Origin of the sequence: Ramlibacter tataouinensis TTB310, assembly GCF_000215705.1 — a bacterium.
Taxonomy (GTDB): domain Bacteria; phylum Pseudomonadota; class Gammaproteobacteria; order Burkholderiales; family Burkholderiaceae_C; genus Ramlibacter; species Ramlibacter tataouinensis.
This window is the reverse complement of sequence record NC_015677.1, coordinates 1,505,179-1,522,996: the sequence shown is the minus strand read 5'-3', so window position 1 is coordinate 1,522,996 and position 17,818 is coordinate 1,505,179. Positions and strand designations below refer to the sequence as shown.

At 70.3% G+C, this 17,818-nt stretch carries 18 protein-coding genes; 9 read left to right on the top strand and 9 right to left on the bottom strand.

Annotation, left to right across the window (positions count from 1 at the left end; genetic code table 11):
* The first annotated feature begins 1 nt into the window (after position 1).
* Positions 2 to 832, top strand: a complete 831-nt coding sequence (locus RTA_RS07450) for an alpha/beta fold hydrolase (RefSeq protein WP_013900779.1) — start codon at positions 2 to 4, stop codon at positions 830 to 832.
* Here RTA_RS07450 and RTA_RS07445 read toward each other — a convergent pair.
* Entirely contained in the window at positions 816 to 1,322 is a 507-nt protein-coding gene (locus tag RTA_RS07445) for a hypothetical protein (protein ID WP_041675174.1), read from the bottom strand. The two genes, RTA_RS07450 and RTA_RS07445, sit on opposite strands and share 17 nt — an antisense overlap.
* Positions 1,323 to 1,423: 101 nt before the next feature.
* Between RTA_RS07445 and RTA_RS07440 the strand changes: the two genes are divergently transcribed.
* Positions 1,424 to 2,734: a cytochrome P450 gene (locus RTA_RS07440; RefSeq protein WP_438865678.1), complete on the top strand. Its 1,311-nt coding sequence runs from the start codon at positions 1,424 to 1,426 to the stop codon at positions 2,732 to 2,734.
* A gap of 39 nt (positions 2,735 to 2,773) precedes the next feature.
* Positions 2,774 to 3,112 carry an Mpo1-like protein gene (locus tag RTA_RS07435; RefSeq protein ID WP_013900777.1) on the top strand — a complete coding sequence of 113 codons (339 nt, stop codon included), beginning with the start codon at positions 2,774 to 2,776 and terminating at the stop codon, positions 3,110 to 3,112.
* A 9-nt stretch (positions 3,113 to 3,121) separates the two neighbouring features.
* On the opposite strand, the gene RTA_RS07430 is transcribed toward RTA_RS07435, so the two are convergent.
* A complete protein-coding gene (locus RTA_RS07430; protein WP_013900776.1) occupies positions 3,122 to 4,324 on the bottom strand; it encodes a YihY family inner membrane protein in 1,203 nt (400 codons plus the stop codon).
* 23 nt (positions 4,325 to 4,347) lie between these two features.
* Between RTA_RS07430 and RTA_RS07425 the strand changes: the two genes are divergently transcribed.
* The 6 genes from RTA_RS07425 (at position 4,348) to RTA_RS07400 (ending at position 10,321) form a co-directional block, all read left to right on the top strand.
* Positions 4,348 to 4,749: a DUF2069 domain-containing protein gene (locus RTA_RS07425; RefSeq protein ID WP_041675171.1), complete on the top strand. Its 402-nt coding sequence runs from the start codon at positions 4,348 to 4,350 to the stop codon at positions 4,747 to 4,749.
* Positions 4,746 to 6,164, top strand: a complete 1,419-nt coding sequence (locus tag RTA_RS07420) for an FAD-binding oxidoreductase (protein WP_013900774.1) — start codon at positions 4,746 to 4,748, stop codon at positions 6,162 to 6,164. Before RTA_RS07425 ends, RTA_RS07420 begins: the two co-directional genes overlap by 4 nt.
* Positions 6,165 to 6,171: 7 nt before the next feature.
* Positions 6,172 to 7,008, top strand: a complete 837-nt coding sequence (locus RTA_RS07415; RefSeq protein WP_041675170.1) for a thymidylate synthase — start codon at positions 6,172 to 6,174, stop codon at positions 7,006 to 7,008.
* A 4-nt stretch (positions 7,009 to 7,012) separates the two neighbouring features.
* Complete coding sequence (locus RTA_RS07410) at positions 7,013 to 7,504, top strand: dihydrofolate reductase (RefSeq protein ID WP_013900772.1); 492 nt, start codon at positions 7,013 to 7,015, stop codon at positions 7,502 to 7,504.
* Complete coding sequence (gene xth / locus RTA_RS07405; protein WP_013900771.1) at positions 7,501 to 8,280, top strand: exodeoxyribonuclease III; 780 nt, start codon at positions 7,501 to 7,503, stop codon at positions 8,278 to 8,280. The genes RTA_RS07410 and xth overlap by 4 nt, the downstream gene beginning before the upstream one ends.
* A gap of 109 nt (positions 8,281 to 8,389) precedes the next feature.
* Positions 8,390 to 10,321 (top strand): PhoX family protein, encoded by a 1,932-nt coding sequence (locus tag RTA_RS07400; protein ID WP_013900770.1) that lies wholly within the window; start codon positions 8,390 to 8,392, stop codon positions 10,319 to 10,321.
* A 21-nt stretch (positions 10,322 to 10,342) separates the two neighbouring features.
* Here the strand turns inward: RTA_RS07400 and ntrC are convergent, their stop codons facing one another.
* The 7 genes from ntrC to RTA_RS07365 all read right to left on the bottom strand — a co-directional run bounded on the left by ntrC (position 10,343) and on the right by RTA_RS07365 (position 17,805).
* Positions 10,343 to 11,836 (bottom strand): nitrogen regulation protein NR(I), encoded by a 1,494-nt coding sequence (ntrC, locus tag RTA_RS07395; protein WP_013900769.1) that lies wholly within the window; start codon positions 11,834 to 11,836, stop codon positions 10,343 to 10,345.
* Positions 11,837 to 11,869: 33 nt separating this feature from the next.
* Positions 11,870 to 12,952 (bottom strand): nitrogen regulation protein NR(II), encoded by a 1,083-nt coding sequence (glnL, locus tag RTA_RS07390; RefSeq protein WP_041675168.1) that lies wholly within the window; start codon positions 12,950 to 12,952, stop codon positions 11,870 to 11,872.
* A 4-nt stretch (positions 12,953 to 12,956) separates the two neighbouring features.
* Positions 12,957 to 13,478, bottom strand: a complete 522-nt coding sequence (locus tag RTA_RS07385; RefSeq protein ID WP_013900767.1) for a hypothetical protein — start codon at positions 13,476 to 13,478, stop codon at positions 12,957 to 12,959.
* A gap of 121 nt (positions 13,479 to 13,599) precedes the next feature.
* Positions 13,600 to 15,018 (bottom strand): type I glutamate--ammonia ligase, encoded by a 1,419-nt coding sequence (gene glnA / locus RTA_RS07380; RefSeq protein ID WP_013900766.1) that lies wholly within the window; start codon positions 15,016 to 15,018, stop codon positions 13,600 to 13,602.
* A 205-nt stretch (positions 15,019 to 15,223) separates the two neighbouring features.
* Positions 15,224 to 16,039 carry a competence/damage-inducible protein A gene (locus tag RTA_RS07375; protein WP_013900765.1) on the bottom strand — a complete coding sequence of 272 codons (816 nt, stop codon included), beginning with the start codon at positions 16,037 to 16,039 and terminating at the stop codon, positions 15,224 to 15,226.
* 13 nt (positions 16,040 to 16,052) lie between these two features.
* On the bottom strand, positions 16,053 to 17,009 hold the full coding sequence (locus RTA_RS07370; RefSeq protein WP_013900764.1) for a sterol desaturase family protein: 957 nt from the start codon (positions 17,007 to 17,009) through the stop codon (positions 16,053 to 16,055).
* A 4-nt stretch (positions 17,010 to 17,013) separates the two neighbouring features.
* Positions 17,014 to 17,805, bottom strand: coding sequence for a polysaccharide deacetylase family protein (locus RTA_RS07365; RefSeq protein ID WP_013900763.1), 792 nt, complete (start codon positions 17,803 to 17,805; stop codon positions 17,014 to 17,016).
* Positions 17,806 to 17,818: the final 13 nt, after the last annotated feature.

Genomic DNA, 17,818 nt, shown 5'->3' with positions numbered 1-17,818 from the left:
CATGGAACTCGTCGTCAACGGCCAGCGCACCTACTGCTACACCGGCGGCAGGCCCTTCGATGCGGCCAAGCCCACGGCGGTGTTCCTGCACGGGGTGCTCAACGACCACAGCGTGTGGATCCTGCAGACGCGCTACCTCGCCCACCATGGCTGGAACGTGCTGGCGCCCGACCTGCCGGGCCACTGCCGCAGCGCCGGCGAGCCGCCGCGCAGCGTGGAGGAAGCCGCCGCCTTCGTGCTGGGCTTGCTGGACGCGGCCGGCGTCCAGCAAGCCGCCCTGGTGGGCCACAGCCTGGGCTCGCTGATCGCCTTGGAGGCGGCCGCGCGGGCGCCGGATCGCGTGAGCCACCTGGCCCTGGTGGGCACGGCCTTTCCGATGAAGGTGTCGCCGGCGCTGCTGGAGGCCTCGCTGCACCAGCCGCAGCAGGCCATCCACATGGTCAACGTGTTCTCGCATTCCATGCTGGCGCCACCGCCCTCGGCCCTGGGGCCGGGCACCTGGCTGTATGGCGGCTCCCGGGCCCTGATGCGCCGGGTGCTGGCCAGCAACCCGCGCACCAACCTGTTCCACGCCGGCTTCCAGGCCTGCGACGGATGGCGCGGCGGCGAGGCGGCGATGGAGCAGGTGCGCTGCCCCGTGCTGTTCGTGCTGGGCCGGCAGGATGCGATGACCCCGGCCCGGGCCGCGCAGCCCCTGCAGGCACGGGCCCGCGACGCGCGCACGGTGCTGCTCGATGCCGGCCACAGCCTCATGACCGAGGCGCCGGACGGCGTGCTGCAGGCGCTGCGCGAGTTCCTGGCGCGGGCACCCGTGCCTAGTCCAGCCGCCTGAACAGGATGTCGCCGGGCCAGAACGGCACCGACAGGAAGAACTGCAGCAGGCCCTCGCTCACGCAGGCCAGGGTCGGATCGCGGCCGGTGCGGTAGCTGATGATGAGCGTGCCGCCCGAAGCCCTCACGCTCGTCAGCCGCGGCCTTTCGCACAGCAGGCCCACGCCCAGCGCGACGGCGACCAAGGTGAAGTTGGCGAAATCGAACAGCGGCGCCGTGCTGCCCGAAGCCCCGCCTTCGGGAAAGGGCGGGCTGGCCGCCCAGACGCGGTTCAGGTCGGCCTGGCTGCGGAACACGTGGTTGCCCTCGGGCAGGACGCGCGCATCGTAGCCGGCCACGAAGTTGAAGGACACCGTGACGTCGTCGTGGTGATCGTCATCGCCAATGACGACGGTCACGCCGCCGCCGCAGGCCGCCAGGCCCAGGGTGCCCAGCAGCGCCAGCGAACCGGCTGCGGCACGCCGTCCAAGATCCACCTCCGCCCTGCCCATGTCCCTGCTCCTTGCGGCCCGCCCGTGGGTCCCTGCTCCAGTGTATCGATCTTGCGCGGCGCCCCGCCGCTGGCGGGGGCCCGGAGGTGCAAGAATGCCGCATGTCCGCTGCCGAGCCGAACCCACCCGCACTGCCGCCCGTCACCCCGGCCATGAGCCCGGCACGCGCGGCCGAGATCGCCGCCGGGTTCGACCTGCGCGCCCTGCCGGCGGACTTCTACGCCAACCCTTACCCGGTCTATGCCCGGCTGCGCGAGACCGAGCCGGTGCGGCGCATGCCCGACGGCTCGTACTTCCTCACGCGCTACGCCGACCTGGTGGCGGTGTACCGCGACGCGGCCACCTTCAGCTCGGACAAGAAGGTGGAGTTCACCCCGAAGTACGGCGAGGGCTCGCCCCTGCTGGAGCACCACACCACCAGCCTGGTGTTCAACGACCCGCCCCTGCACACCCGGGTGCGCAAGCTGATCATGGGCGCGCTCACGCGGCGCGCCATCGCCGAGATGGAGCCAGGCCTGGTCGCGCTGGTCGATGGGCTGCTCGATCGCATCGCGCAGCGCGGCGGCGGCGACCTGATCGAGGACTTCGCGTCGGCCATCCCGGTGGAGATCATCGGCAACCTGCTGGGCGTGCCGCATGCGGACCGCGGACCGCTGCGCGACTGGTCCCTGGCCATCCTGGGCGCGCTGGAGCCCCGGCTCACGCCCGAGCAGGAAGCGCTGGGCCACCGCAGCGTGCAGGACTTCACCGCCTACCTGCGCACGCTGGTGGCGCAGCGGCGCCGCCACCCGGGCGACCCCGAGCACGACGTGCTGACGCGGCTGATCCAGGGGGAGGCGGCCGGCGAACAGCTGAGCGAGGCCGAGCTGCTGCAGAACTGCGTCTTCATCCTCAATGCCGGCCACGAAACCACCACCAACCTGATCGGCAACGCCCTGGTCGCGCTGCAGGAGTGGCCCGGGGAGAAGGCGCGCCTGCTGCACAGGCTCAAGCACTCCGCCCACCATCCCAGCGGGCTGGAAGCCGACCTGACCTTGGCGGTGGACGAGTTCCTGCGCTTCGAGTCCTCCAACCAGCTGGGCAACCGCCGGGCGCTGCGTGCCTGCGAGGTGGGCGGCGTGGCGCTGCCCGAGGGCGCGCTGGTGACCCTGTGCATAGGTGCGGCCAACCGGGACCCGGCCCAGTTCGGGCAGCCGGACGTGCTGCGGCTGGACCGCGAGAGTAATCGCCACCTGGCTTTCGGCTTCGGCATCCACCAGTGCGCCGGGCTCAGCCTGGCGCGGCTGGAAGGCCGCATCGCCATCGGCCGCTTCCTGCAGCGCTTCCCGCGCTACCGGCTGCCCGAGGCGCCCACCCGCGGCGGCCGCGCGCGCTTTCGCGGCTTCTTGAAAGCACCGTTCAGCGTCGCCTAAACTGGCGTGGCCGTGCATGCGCACGCAGGAGACGACACCATGAACACGACCACGGCGCCCGGCACGGCGGTGGACCCGAAGTCCTTCACCAGCTTCGCCGAGTTCTACCCCTTCTACCTGAGCGAGCACAGCGACCTGACCTGCCGCCGGCTGCACTTCGTCGGCTCCAGCCTGGCGCTGCTGTTCCTGGCGCTGGCCGTGGTGACGCGCAACGCCTGGTGGCTGCTGGCCGGCGTGGTCAGCGGCTACGCATTCGCCTGGATCGGCCACTTCATGTTCGAGAAGAACAAGCCGGCCAGCTTCAAGCGCCCGCTCTACAGCTTCATGGGCGACTGGGCGATGTACAGAGACATCTGGACCGGCCAGGTCCGCATCTGAGCCGGGCGGCTATAGCACGTCCTTGAGGTAGAGCGCCGACAGCCGGCCGCTCTTCCACAGCCCGGCGGTCGTTTCGGTGGACGGCAGCAGCAGGTGCCGCATCAGCGGCTCCAGCGCCGTGGACCGCGGATCGGCCAGCAGCACGTAGCGCGTGTCGGCCTCGTCGTCCACCTCGTTGAGGCGGCCGGTCCAGTCCAGCGTCACCAGGATTTCCAGCACCGGCTCCAGCTGCAGTGCGTCCACCTGCAGCTGCGCGGACAGCTGGCCCATGCTCAGGCCGCGGCGCACCGAGGGCCGCGCCCGCTCCAGCGCCTGCAGCACCTCCAGCGCCAGCTGGAACTGCCAGCCATGGCCGCCGCCGCGCCGGCGCGTGCCGGCCAACAGGCTGGGCAGGTAGGCGGCGACCACCGCGCCCAGCAGCACCACCAGCCAGGCCACGTAGATCCACACCAGCAGGATGGGCACGGTCGCGAAGGCGCCATACACCGCCGAATAGGTGGGCACCGCCTTGATGTACAAGGCGAGCAGGCGGCGCGCCACCTCGATGCCGGCGGTGGCGAACAGCGCGCCGGCCCACGCATGGGCCCAGCGCACCGGCGTGTTCGGCACGAAACGGTACAGCGCCGCCAAGCCGCCGGACAGCAGCGCGAACTCCACCAGGTCCAGCAGCAGCCGCACCCCGCCCGGCACACCCCTCACCAGGCCGCGCGAGGCCGACAGCAGGTAGGAGCTGAGGCTGAGCGAGGCTGCCAGCAGCAGCGGCCCCAGCGTGATCACCGCCCAGTACACCAGCACGCGCTGGCCCAGCGGGCGCGGCCGCTTGACGCGCCAGATGCCGTTGAGCGTGCGGTCGATGGTCAGCACCAGCGCCAGGGCGGTGACCAGCAGGACCAGCAGGCCGGCGGCGCCGAGCCGGTTGGCTTGGCGCGCGAACTGCGTCATGTAGCCCAGCACCTGGCGGGCGATGGTGTCGGGCACCAGGCTCTGCACCAGCCAGGTCTGCAGCGCGCCCTGCAGCTTGCTGAACACCGGGAAGACGGTGAACACCGCCAGCATCACGGTGAAGAAGGGCACCAGCGCGATGGAGGTGGTGAAGGTGAGGCTGCTGGCCGTCAGGCCCAGGCGGTCCTCGCGGAAGCGCTCGCCCAGGGTCAGCGCCGTCGTCCGCCACGGGAAGCGCGAGAGATCATCGAGCAGTTGCCGGGCATTCATCGGCCGCTATGATGCCATCGGCCATGCATGACACCTCTTCCACCGCGCCCGCCACGCGCGACGCGCCGTCCGAGCTGCGCAGGATCCGCACCGTCGCCGTCGCCACCCTGGTCGCGCTGATCGCCCTGGGGCTGGCCTGGGAGCTGGTGCTGGCGCCGCTGCGTCCGGGCGGCTCGCTCTGGGCGCTCAAGGTCGTGCCCCTCGTCTTCCCGCTGGCCGGTTTCCTGCGGCACCGCATGTACACCTACCGCTGGGTCAGCCTGCTGGTCTGGCTCTATTTCGCCGAGGGCGTGATGCGCGCCTGGAACGACCCCGTGGCGCCGGCGTGGCTGCCGCTCACGCAGGTCGCGCTGTGCCTGGTGCTGTTCGCGGCCTGCGCGATGCACGTGCGCACGCGCCTTGGCTGGGGAAGGAAAGCAACATGAACGGTCTCCTCGATCAACTGGCCGCCATCGTCGGCGCCAACAACGTGCTGAACCAGGGCGACCTCAGCGCCTGGGAACTGGACTGGCGCAAGCGCTCGCGCGGCAAGGCCCTGGCGGTGGTGCGGCCCGGCTCCACCGCCGAGGTCGCCGCCGTGGTCCAGGCCTGCGCCGCCGCCGGCACCCCCCTCGTGCCCCAGGGCGGCAACACCGGCCTGGTCGTGGGCGGCATCCCCGACCCCTCCGGCACGCAAGTGGTGCTGAGCCTGCAACGCATGGCCCGGGTGCGCGAGCTGGACGCGGCCAACCTGGCCATCACGGTGGAGGCCGGCTGCGTGCTCCAGACCGTGCAGGAGAAGGCGCGCGAGGCGGGCCTGCTCTTTCCGCTCAGCCTGGCCGCCGAGGGCAGCTGCAGCATCGGCGGCAACCTGGCCACCAACGCCGGCGGCACCCAGGTGCTGCGCTACGGCAACGCGCGCGAGCTGTGCCTGGGCCTGGAGGTCGTGACCGCCCGGGGCGAGGTGCTGGAAGGCCTGTCGGGCCTGCGCAAGGACAACACCGGCTACGACCTGCGCGACCTGTTCATCGGCAGCGAGGGCACGCTGGGCATCATCACCGCCGCCACCCTGAAGCTGTTCCCCCAGCCGGCCGCCACCTTGACGGCCTGGGCCGCCGTGCCGTCCATGGAGGCGGCCGTGCAGCTGCTGAGCCTGGCGCGCCGCCGCCTGGGCGCGGGCCTCACCGGCTTCGAGGTGATGGGGCAGTTCGCGCTCAGCCTGGTGGCGCGCCACTTCCCGCAGCTGCGTGTGCCGTTCGTCGAGGAAAGCCCCTATGGCGTGCTGCTGGAGAACGCCGACCACGAGTCGGAAGCGCATGCGCGCGCCGGCTTCGAGGCGCTGCTGGAAGCCGCCCTGGAAGAGGGCTGCGCCACCGACGCCGTGGTGGCCGAGAACATCGCGCAGGCGCGGACGCTGTGGCACGTGCGCGAGAGCATCCCGCTGGCGCAGGCCGAGGAAGGCCTGAACATCAAGCACGACATCTCGGTGCCGATCTCGCGCATTCCCGACTTCTGCGCCGAGACCGACGCGCTGCTGGCGCGCGAGATCGCGGGTGTGCGCCTGGTCAACTTCGGCCACCTGGGCGACGGCAACCTGCACTACAACGTGCAGGCGCCGCAGGGGGGCGACGCGGCGGCCTTCCTGCGCGAACAGGAGCACCGCGTCAACACCCTGGTGTACGAGCAGGTGCGGCGCTTCGGCGGCTCCATCTCGGCCGAGCACGGCATCGGCAGCCTCAAGGCCGGCACCCTGCCCCAGTACAAGTCGCCGGTGGCGCTGGGGCTGATGCGTGCGGTCAAGCAGGCGCTGGACCCGCAGGGCATCCTCAACCCGGCTCGCGTGCTGGAGTCGCCGCGATAATCATCCCATGTCCGCGCCCCGCCCCGTCCGCTCGCAGTACGAAGACTTCATGCGCCATGTGTACACGCATGGCACGCCCAAGCAGGACCGCACCGGCACCGGTACGCGCAGCGTGTTCGGCCACCAGATGCGCTTCGACCTGAACGAGGGCTTCCCGCTGGTGACCACCAAGAAGGTGCACCTGAAGTCCATCATCCACGAGCTGCTGTGGTTCCTGGAGGGCTCCAGCGACAACAACCGGCTGCGCGAGCGCGGGGTGACCATTTGGGACGAGTGGGCGCGCGAGGACGGCGACCTGGGGCCGGTGTACGGCGTGCAATGGCGCAGCTGGCCCACGCCTTCCGGCGGCACCATCGACCAGATCGCGCAGGCGGTGCACGCCATCAAGACGAATCCCCATTCCCGCCGCATCATCGTCAGCGCCTGGAACGTGGCCGACATCCCCAGGATGGCGCTGGCGCCCTGCCACGCCTTCTTCCAGTTCTACGTCGCGCCCGGTGAGTCGCCTTCGGCTCCGGGCAGGCTGTCCTGCCAGCTGTACCAGCGCAGCGCGGACATCTTCCTGGGCGTGCCGTTCAACATCGCGTCCTACGCCCTGCTCACGCACATGATGGCGCAGCAGTGCGACCTGGGCGTGGGCGACTTCATCTGGACCGGCGGCGACTGCCACATCTACAGCAACCACCACGAGCAGGTGGAGCTGCAGCTCTCGCGCCAGCCCTTCCCCTACCCCGTGCTGAACATCAGGCGCCGGCCTCCCTCGATCTTCGACTACGCGTACGAGGACTTCGAGGTGCTGGACTACCAGTGCCACGGCGCGATCAAGGCGCCGGTCGCGGTGTGACGCCGTGAAGCTGGGCCTGATCTTCGCCCGCGCGGCCAACGGCGTGATCGGCAGGCACGGCGGCCTGCCCTGGCACCTGCCCGAGGACCTGGCGCACTTCAAGCAGGTGACGCTGGGCTGCCCCGTGATCATGGGCCGCAAGACCTGGGACTCGCTGCCGCCGAGGTTCCGCCCCCTGCCCGGCCGGCGCAACATCGTGGTCACCCGTCAGCCTGGATGGCAGGCCGAGGGCGCGCAGCGGGCGGGCTCGCTGCGGGAGGCGCTGGCGCTGTGCGAGGGGCAGCGGCAGGCCTGGGTCATCGGCGGTGCCGAGCTGTACCGCTTGGCGCTGCCGCACGCCCAGGTGGTGGAGGCCACCGAGATCGGCGCCGAGTACGACGGCGATGCCTACGCACCCGACCTGGGTCCCGCCTGGCTGGAGGTCGCGCGCGAGCGCCACCAGTCGCCGGCCGGCCTGCCCTTCGACTTCGTGACCTACCACCGGGCCGTGCCGTGAAAATCAGCACCTGGAACGTCAACTCCCTCACCGCCCGCCTGCAGCACGTGCTGGACTGGCTGGCCGCCAACCCGGTCGACGTGCTGTGCCTGCAGGAGCTCAAGCTCACCGACGACAAGTTCCCGCTGGACGCGGTGCGCGAGGCCGGCTATCCGCATTGCGCCGTGTTCGGGCAGAAGACCTACAACGGCGTGGCCATCCTCAGCCGCGCGCCGGTGCGCGACGTCGCCCGCAACATCGCCGGCTTCGAGGACGAGCACTCGCGCGTGATCGCCGCCACCGTGGACGCACCCGGCGGCGAGCTGCGCATCGTCAACGGCTACTTCGTCAACGGCCAGGCGCCGGGCACGGACAAGTTCACCTACAAGATGGACTGGCTGGGCGGCCTGCAGCGCTACATGGCCGACGAGCTCGCCCGGCATCCGCGGCTGGTGCTGCTGGGCGACTTCAACATCGCGCCGGAAGACCGCGACTCCTTCGACCCCGAGGGCCTGCACGAGACCATCCACCACACCACGCAGGAGCGCGAGCATTTCGGCCGGCTGCTGTCCCTAGGCCTGTGCGACAGCTTCCGCCTGTTCGAGCAGCCCGAGAAGAGCTTCAGCTGGTGGGACTACCGCATGCTGGGCTACCAGAAGAACCGCGGCCTGCGCATCGACCACATCCTGGTGAGCGAGGCGCTGCGGCCGCTGGTGAAGGCCTGCGCCATCGACCGCACGCCGCGCAAGTGGAAGCAGCCGAGCGACCATGCGCCAGTGACGGTCGACATCGGCTAGGGCGGCGCCAAGCACGAATCCGCAGGCTGCGCGACCCGGGAAATCCGAACACGCGGGTCGGCCCGCTGCTGCCATCCTTGCGTCCTTTGCAAGAGGAGAGCAGCAAACCATGCCCAAGTCCTACGAGGAGATGGAGGACAGCAACCCGTCCGCCCAACCCCACATCCGCGAGCTTCGCGACCCCGGCCGGCGCGTCGTGCTGAAGGCGTCCGCGGGCGCGGCCGCCTCGACCCTGTTCGCGCCGTGGCTGGCCGGGTGCGCGAGCACGCCGGCGGCGCGGCTGAGGCCCGGCTTCGAGCCGGTCCCCATCGGAGCCGGCGATCGTCTCATCGTGCCGAAGGGCTACGTCGCGTCGGCGCTGGCCCCCTGGGGGGAGCCGGTCGGATTGCCCGGCAACCTGCCGGTTTGGCGCCCAGACGCGGGCAACACAGCGGATGAGCAGGCGGCGCAGATGGGCATGCATCACGACGGCCTGCACTACTTTCCCCTCGACGGGTCGCGGCGCGGCCTGCTGGTGATGAACCACGAGTACGTCGACGACGGCCTGCTGCACGCCGACGGCCTGAAGACCTGGACGCTGGAGAAGGTGCGCAAGTCGCAAGCCGCGCACGGCATCGCGGTGATCGAGGTCGAACAGGCGGCCGGTGGTGAATGGCGCATGGTGCGGCCTTCCAGGTTCGCCCGTCGCATCACCGCCAACACGCCCTTCAACCTGGGCGGCCCCGCCGCCGGCCATCCGCTGATGCGCACCGCCGCCGACCCGCAGGGCCGCACGGTGCTCGGCACCTTCAACAACTGCGCCGCCGGCATCACGCCGTGGGGCACCTACCTGAGCGGCGAGGAGAACTTCCGCAACTACTTCGCCGCGGGCTCCAGCCTCGATGCCCACCAGCGGCGGTGGGGGCTCACGGCCACGGCGTTCTTCCGCTGGGCCGAGCACGACCCGCGCTTCGACGCCGTGGGCAACCCGAATGAACCCAACCGCTTCGGCTGGGTGGTCGAGGTCGATCCCATGGACCCGGCGTCTACGCCCGTCAAGCGCACCGCGCTCGGCCGTGCCGCGCACGAGGGCGCATGGGTCGCCGTCACGCGCGACGGCCGCGCGGTCGTCTACAGCGGCGAGGACGCGCGCAACGAGTACATCTATAAGTTCGTCAGCCGCGACCGCATCCGGCCGGCGGGCAACGGGCTCACGGCCGCCCAGGCCAATCGCGAACTGCTCGACCACGGCACGCTGTACGTGGCCCGGTTCGACGCCGACGGCGTGGGCCAGTGGCTGCCGCTGGTGCACGGGCAGGGGCCGCTCACAGCCGCTAACGGGTTCGCCGACCAGGGGGAGATCGTGATCAAGTCCCGCCAGGCCAGCGACCTGCTCGGCGCCACCAAGATGGACCGGCCCGAGTGGCTGGCCATCGACCCGGTGAACGGCACGGTGTACTGCACGCTGACCAACAACGCCGACCGCGGCAAGGAGGGCATGCCCGGGCCCGACGCGGCCAACCCGCGCGCCAACAACGCGCACGGCCACATCATCCGCTGGCGCGAGGGTGGCGAGGACGGCGGCGACTTCGACGCCGCCCGCTTCCGGTGGGACCACCTGGTGCTGGCCGGCGATCCGGCGCAGCCGCGCGCCGGCGCCAAGGGCAACATCCGCGGCGACCTGTTCGCCTGCCCCGACGGGCTGGCGTTCGACGCGCGCGGCATGCTGTGGATCCAGACCGACGCCCACGCCACGCAGATGTACAAGGGCGAGTTCGCCAGCATCGGGAACAACCAGATGCTGGCCTGCGACGTCGCCACGGGCGAAGTGCGGCGATTCCTCACCGGCCCGACGAATTCCGAAGTCACGGGCATGACGATGACCCCCGATGGCCGCACGATGTTCATCAACATCCAGCATCCGGGCGAGACGCCCAGCGACCGCAGCGATCCGGCCGAGCCGGCGAAGTTCTCGAACTGGCCGGACTACCGGCCGGGAGGCCGGCCGCGGTCGTCCACGGTGGTGATCCGGAAGGTGGACGGGGGCATCGTCGGGACGTGAGCGCCACAACGCAGGCCGCGGCTATTCCAGCCCCAGCTCCTGGATCTTGCGGGTGATGGTGTTGCGGCCTATGCCCAGCTTCTGCGCCGCCTCGATGCGCCGGCCGCGGGTGTTGCTCAAGGCGGTGAGGATCAGGCGCGACTCGAAGCGGCGGCTCAGTTCTTCCCAGACGTCATGGCGGCCGCTGGCCAGCAGCTGCATGGCCTCGGCCTCCAGGCCGGCCTCCCAGGCACCAGGGGCCGGAACGGCGGTAGCCGCTGCCGGCGCCAGTGCAGGCGCCTCGCTGCCCGCCGGCTTCACTGCGGCTTCGGGCATGGGGGCCGTGCGCACTGCCGCCGGCGCATCGCCCGGCGCCACCGCCACCTCCGGCGGCAGGTCCTTGGGCTCGATCAGCTGGGCCGGCGCCATCACGGTCAGCCAGTGGCAGATGTTCTCCAGCTGGCGCACGTTGCCGGGAAAGCCGAAGCCCGCCAGCTGCGCCAGCGCGGCGTCGGAGATGCGCTTGGGCTCCACCCCCAGCTGCTTGGCCGACTGCTGCAGGAAGTGGCGCGCCAGCATGGGCACGTCCTCGCGGCGCTCGCGCAGCGCGGGCAGGCGCAGGCGGATCACGTTGAGCCGGTGGAACAGGTCCTCGCGGAAGGCGCCTTCCTTGACGCGCTGCTCCAGGTCCTGGTGCGTGGCGGCGATCACGCGCACGTTGGCCTTGACGGCGTTGTGCCCGCCCACGCGGTAGAAGTGCCCGTCGGACAGCACGCGCAGCAGGCGCGTCTGCAGGTCGAAGGGCATGTCGCCGATCTCGTCCAGGAACAGCGTGCCGCCCTCGGCCTGCTCGAAGCGGCCGCGGCGCATGGTCTGCGCGCCGGTGAAGGCGCCGCGCTCGTGGCCGAACAGCTCCGACTCCAGCAGGTCCTTGGGGATGGCCGCCGTGTTGATGGCCACGAAGGGGCCGCTGGCGCGCGGCGAGTGCTTGTGCAGGGCGCGCGCCACCAGCTCCTTGCCGGTGCCCGACTCGCCGGTGATCATGACCGTCACGTTGCTCTGCGACAGCCGGCCGATGGCCCGGAACACGTCCTGCATGGCCGGCGCCTGGCCCAGCATCTCGGGCGCGGCGGTGATGCGCTCCTCGGCCACCTCCTCGCGCTGGCTCTCCTCCACCGCGCGGCGGATCAGCTCGATGGCCTTGGGCAGGTCGAACGGCTTGGGCAGGTACTCGAAGGCGCCGCCCTGGAAGGCGGAAACCGCGCTGTCCAGGTCGGAGAAGGCGGTCATGATGATGACCGGCAGGCCCGGGTGCTTCTCCTTGACCTTGGACAGCAGGTCCAGGCCCGAGCCGCCGGGCATGCGGATGTCGCTGACCAGGATCTGTGGGCCGTCCTCGTCGTTGGCGGCGTCCAGCGCCAGCAGCACCTCGCGCGGGTTGGTGAAGCTGCGGGTGGGCAGCTCCTCGCGCAGCAGCGCCTTCTCCAGCACGAAGCGGATGGATTGGTCATCGTCAACGATCCAGATCGGCTTCATGGCTGTGGTCCCCCTCAGGTCATCTCACGCGTTTCAGGGCAACGGAATCAGTATCTTGAAATCCGTCCGGCCCGGCACGCTGTCGCACTCGATCAGGCCATGGTGCTGCTGCACGAAGGTCTGCGCGAGCGTGAGGCCCAGGCCGGAGCCGCCCTCCCGCCCCGACACCAGCGGGTAGAAGATGCGGTCCTTGATGGACAGGGGCACGCCGGGCCCGTTGTCGATGACATGCAATTCCAGTGCCAGTCGGTAGCGCTGTTTGCCGAAGGTGACCTGGCGCGCCACGCGCGTGCGGAACACCAGCTGCGCGTCGCCAGCCGCGATGCGCTCGGTCAGGGCCTGGCAGGCGTTGTGCGCGATGTTCAGCACCGCCTGGATCAGCTGCTCGCGGTCGCCGCGGAACTCGGGGATGGAGGTGTCGTACTCGCGCACCACCTTCAGCCCGCGCGGAAACTCGGCCAGGACCAGCGAGCGCACGCGTTCGCACACCTCGTGGATGTTGACGTCGCCCACCAGGTGCGGCCGGCGGTGCGGCGCGAGCAGGCGGTCCACCAGGGTCTGCAGCCGGTCGGCCTCGTGGATGATGACCCGGGTGTACTCCTTCAGGTCGCGGCCCTCGATCTCCATCTCCAGCAGCTGGGCCGCCCCGCGGATACCGCCCAGCGGGTTCTTGATCTCGTGCGCCAGGTTGCGGATCAACTCCTTGTTGGCCTGCGCCTGGTCCAGCAGCCTCTCCTCGCGCTCCTGGCGCGCCTGCTGCTCCAGGGGCAGCAGCTCCACCACGACCTCGCCCGGCTGGTCGGTCTGGGCGACGATGACGTGCACCGGCATGGGCTCGGCGTTGTGGCGCACCAGCCAGGCGTCGTAGCGCAGCGCGGCAAACGCGTTGCTGCCGGCGCCTTCCAGCGCATTGCGCAGCAGGTGCGGCTCGGTGAAGCAGGCGGCGAAATGCGAGCCTTCGATGGTGCGGCGCGAGGTGCCCATCACGTCCTCCAGCGCCGCGTTGGCGAACAGCACCGAGCCGTTCGCCCCCACCACCGCCACCAAAGTGGCGAGCAGGTCGAACGACTGGTAGCGGCTGGGCGGCGGAACGCTGGGGCGGGGGGCGGGCTTCAAGCCGTCATTTGGCCACGGCCGCGGAGGCCGAGGGCGGGCCGCCCGCGCGGCCCAGCTCGCGCCTGAGGCCGGCGATGTCGGACTCGCTGCGGGCGATGCCGGCCTTCAGCTCGGCGATGCGGTCCAGGTACTTCTGGTAGTTGCGCGTCTCGGGGCCCAGCTTCTCGGGCTCGCCGTTGTTGTATTCCTTGACCAGCTCGGCATGCCGCTCCTCGGCCTTCTTCAGCTCGGCCTCGAGGATGAGGCGGGCGTCGGAGTCACGGGCGCGCTGGTCGCCGGCGTCGATGCGCTGCGAAGGCGCACCACCGGCCGGCGCGCTGGACGGGGCGACCACGCGTACCGGGTTGTGGACGCGCGTGCCCTCCACCACCGTGACGTTGCCGCCTTCCATGGGCTTGCAGCCCCGGGCCTGGGCCTCGGCGGCGCTGTTGGTGTAGGTATTGCCGCAGCGCCAGATGCGCGACTGCGCATGCACATGCGAGGCCGCGAGCAACGCGGCCAGGGGGATCAGGATGGCGAACTTCATGGGAGAGCTCCTTGCGCGGGAGGGCGCAGGACGGCCCTGCAGTATCGCGCAACTCTTCAGGAAATCAAAGCAAGCCCATGATTCGAAAGGGAAAAGGGCAACACATGTCGCCCTTTTTCCGTTACAGCGAGTAGTACATGTCGAACTCGATCGGGTGCGTGGTCATGCGGAAGCGCGTGACCTCGGTCATCTTCAGTTCGATGTAGGCGTCGATCATGGCGTCGGTGAACACCCCGCCCTTGGTCAGGAAGGCGCGGTCGTTGTCCAGGTAGTCCAGGGCCTGGTCCAGGCTGTGGCAGACGGTCGGGATCTTCGCGTCCTCTTCCGGCGGCAGGTGGTACAGGTCCTTGGTGGCGGCCTCGCCCGGGTGGATCTTGTTCTCCACGCCGTCCAGGCCGGCCATCAGCATGGCCGCGAAACCCAGGTAGGGGTTCATCAGCGGGTCCGGGAAGCGGCACTCGATGCGGCGGCCCTTGGGGTTGGCCACGTAGGGGATGCGGATGGAAGCCGAGCGGTTGCGGGCCGAGTAGGCCAGCTTCACGGGCGCCTCGAAGCCGGGCACCAGGCGCTTGTAGCTGTTGGTGCCGGGGTTGGTGATGGCGTTGAGCGCGCGGGCGTGCTTGATGATGCCGCCGATGTAGTACAGCGCGAAGTCCGACAGGCCGGCGTAGCCGTCGCCGGCGAACAGGTTCTTGCCGCCCTTCCACACGGACTGGTGCACGTGCATGCCCGAGCCGTTGTCGCCCACCAGGGGCTTGGGCATGAAGGTGGCGGTCTTGCCGTAGGCGTTGGCCACGTTCTGGATCACGTACTTCTGCAGCTGCGACCAGTCGGCGCGCTTGACCAGCGTGTTGAACCTGGTGCCGATCTCGTTCTGGCCGGCGCCCGCCACCTCGTGGTGGAACACCTCGACCGGGATGCCCAGCTGCTCCAGGATCAGCGACATCTCGGCGCGCATGTCCTGCGTGCTGTCGACCGGCGGCACCGGGAAGTAGCCGCCCTTGACGGTGGGACGGTGGCCCTTGTTGCCGCCGTCGATCTTCTTGCCGGTGTTCCAGGAGGCCTCGTACTCGTCGATCTCGACGAACGAGCCGGACATGTCGGCGCCCCAGCGCACGTCGTCGAAGATGAAGAACTCGGGCTCGGGACCGAAGAAGGCGGTGTCGCCCAGGCCGGAGGCCTTCAGGTAGGCCTCGGCGCGCTTGGCGATGGAGCGCGGGTCGCGGTCATAGGCCTTGCCGTCGCCCGGCTCCAGCACGTCGCAGGAGAGGATCAGCGTGGTTTCCTCGAAGAACGGGTCCACGTTGGCGGTGTCCGGGTCGGGCATCAGCAGCATGTCGGAGGCTTCGATGCCCTTCCAGCCGGCGATGGACGAGCCGTCGAAGGCATGGCCGGAGCTGAACTTGTCTTCGTCGAAGTGGGACACGGGCACGGTCACGTGCTGCTCCTTGCCACGCGTGTCGGTGAAGCGGAAGTCGACGAACTTGACTTCGTTCTCCTTCACCATCTTCATCACGTCGGCGACGGTCTTGGCTGCCATCAGGTTCTCCTGGTTTCGATGGTTGTTGATCAATGGGGACGGGGCCGTGGATGCAGTTTCTGTGCCAAAAGCTGGTGCATGACCGCGCCCGCAAAGCGCGGCATTGTCCCTGATGTTGAGCAGATTTCTTACGGCAGCCCGGCTGCGGGGTACGGCAACCGCACCACGGCGGTGCCAAATCTCTGGCGCACCCGAAAGGTGCGCGTCATTCTCGCACCAACTCGGGGCCGAGCTGGACGACGTGCTGGCGCAGGCCGGCCAGCAGCTGCCCGTAAGCCGGCTCGACGGCGGCCGGCTCGCCCTTGACCCCCAGGTCGATGTGGCGGCCGTAGGTGGGATGGTCCACGCTGGGCAGGCTGAACACCTTGACCCGCGGATGGTCGCGCTCGATCTGCTCCATCAGCGGGGTGAGCGTCGCCTCCATGGCGCCGAACACGATGACGGACTTCTCCAGGTAGGCCCGCTGGCGGAACAGGTGGCGGTAGTGCCGGTCCAGCACCCACTCCATCATCGGCCAGGCCATCACCGGAAAGCCGGGGACGAAGTGCACGTTGCGCACGCCAAAGCCCGGGATCTTGTTGTACGGGTTGGGGATGATGGCCGCGTCCCGGGGGAACACGCCCATGTTCAGGCGGTGGATGTTGTCGGGGCGGTCCGGCTCGTAAGGCACGCCCTGCTCCCGGGCCACGTCCTGCATGCGCTCGCGGATCAGGGCCTCGGCCTCGGGATGCAGCGCCAGCTCGACGCCCAGCGCACGCGCCGCGCACTGGCGGGTGTGGTCGTCCGGCGTGGCGCCTATGCCGCCGCAGGAGAACACCACGTCGCCGCCGGCGAACGCGCGCTGCAGCGTGGCGGTGATGCGCTCGGGCGAGTCGCCCACGTACTCGGCCCAGGCCAGTTGCAGTCCGCGCGCGGCCAGCAGCTCGATCAGCTTGGGCATGTGCTTGTCGGCGCGCTTGCCCGAGAGGATCTCGTCGCCGACGATGATGAGGCCGAATGCGGGGATGGCGGGCGGGGACATGGCCCCGAGTATCTCAGGCCCGGCCGACCAGGCGCTTGAGGCCCAGCCACTGCTGCGACCAAAAGCCCCGGCCGTAATCGCGCCCACGCTCGACCTGGTCGCGCACGCCGGTGGGATCGTAGCGCAGCTCGAAATTGGCGGTGCGAAACAGCAGGTCCCACCAGGGCAGCAGCACGCTGAAATTGCAGCCGCCCAGCGTGCCCCGACCGTGCTTCTCGTGACCGATGCCGATGCTGTGGTGTCGGCGGTGGAAGCGCGGGCTGACCCACAGCCGCTCGCCCACCCGTCCGAACCACAGCCGCAGGTTGGCATGGTGCAGGCTCTCGCTGAGCTGGGTGATGGCCACGATGGCCACGAACTGCCCCGGCGCCACGCCGATCATCTGGCCCAGCAGCACCAGCAGGCTGTCGCGCAGCAGGTCGTCCAGCAGGTGGTTGCGGTTGTCGCTCCACAGGGTCATCTGCCGCTGCGAATGGTGCAGCGCATGCAGGCTCCACCACCAGCGCAGGCCGTGCTGGCCGCGGTGGATCCAGTAGTCGGCGAAGTCGAACACCACCAGGTAGATGGCGAAGCTGACCCAGGCCAGGTCGGTGACGCCGGGCCAGAGCTGGTCCAGGTGCCAGGTGCCCCAGCCGGCCGCGCGCGTGGCGCCGAACAGCGCGTCGAACAGCGGCTCCACGCTGAAGAACAGCGCCAGCCGGAACAGGCCCAGGCGGTGCACCAGGGTGTAGACGATATCGGTGCGGATCGCCGCGCGGTCGGTCACCGCCTCGACCGGCCGCCAGCGCTGCAGCGGCGCGAAGACCGCCAGCATGACCGCGATCTGCAGCAGGCCCACCAGCAGCCAGCCCGTGGCGGCATAGCCGTCCTCCAGCAGCTGGCCCAGCCCCAGCGCGAACAGCAGCGGCTGCACGGCGGCCTCGAACAGCCATTGCTGGGCGGCCGAAAAACGGTCCTCGATCCAGCCCATGGCGTCAACGGCCCCGCCCGGCGATCCAGCCGGCGTAATCGGGATGGTCGCGCAGGGTGCGGAAGCAAAAGCCCCGCTGCTTCAGCCCCGTGATCAACGGCTCCAGCACGGCCGGCGCCCAGGGATCCTTGCGCGACCAGATGCCCAGATGCGCCAGCAGGATGTCGCCGGTGCGGATGTCCTTCAGCGCCTGGCGCAGCAGCGCCTGGTTGCTGAACTTCTCGCTGGGCAGCTCGTCGCCCAGGAAGCCGGCCGGCGACCAGCCCACGTGGGCCCAGCCGCAGTTGCGCGCCGCGGCCAGCAGCCGCGGCGAGGTCTTGCCGCCCGGGGCGCGGAACAGCGGCAGCGCCTTCTTGCCCGTGTGGTCGGCGATGCGCTCGGCCGCGTGGGCGATCTGTTCGCAGTACTGGGCCGCGTCCCAGGTGAACTCGCGCCCGGCGAAGGCGCCGGCCGAGGGGCGGACGCGAAAGCGCGGCTCCACGCCCGGCAGGTCGGCGCGCCAGTAGGCATGGTCCCAGGTGTGGGAGGCGAACTCGTGGCCCTCGGCCGCGCGCGCCTTCCACCACGGCGCCCAGTGCGCGCCCAGGCTGCCGTCGCCCTCCTTGGTGCGCTCGTTGGCCACGAAGAAGGTGGCCTTCACCTGCTGGCGCGCCAGGACATCGGCGACCAGCGGCGCGACCTCCATGTGGCCGGTGTCGAAGGTCAGGTACAGCGGCTTGCCGCAGCCGCCCGGCGCGGCCGCCCGCGCCGGCAGCCCGCAGACGGCCACCAGGGCAAGGGCGAGCCAGGCGCGCATGGATCCGCCCCCT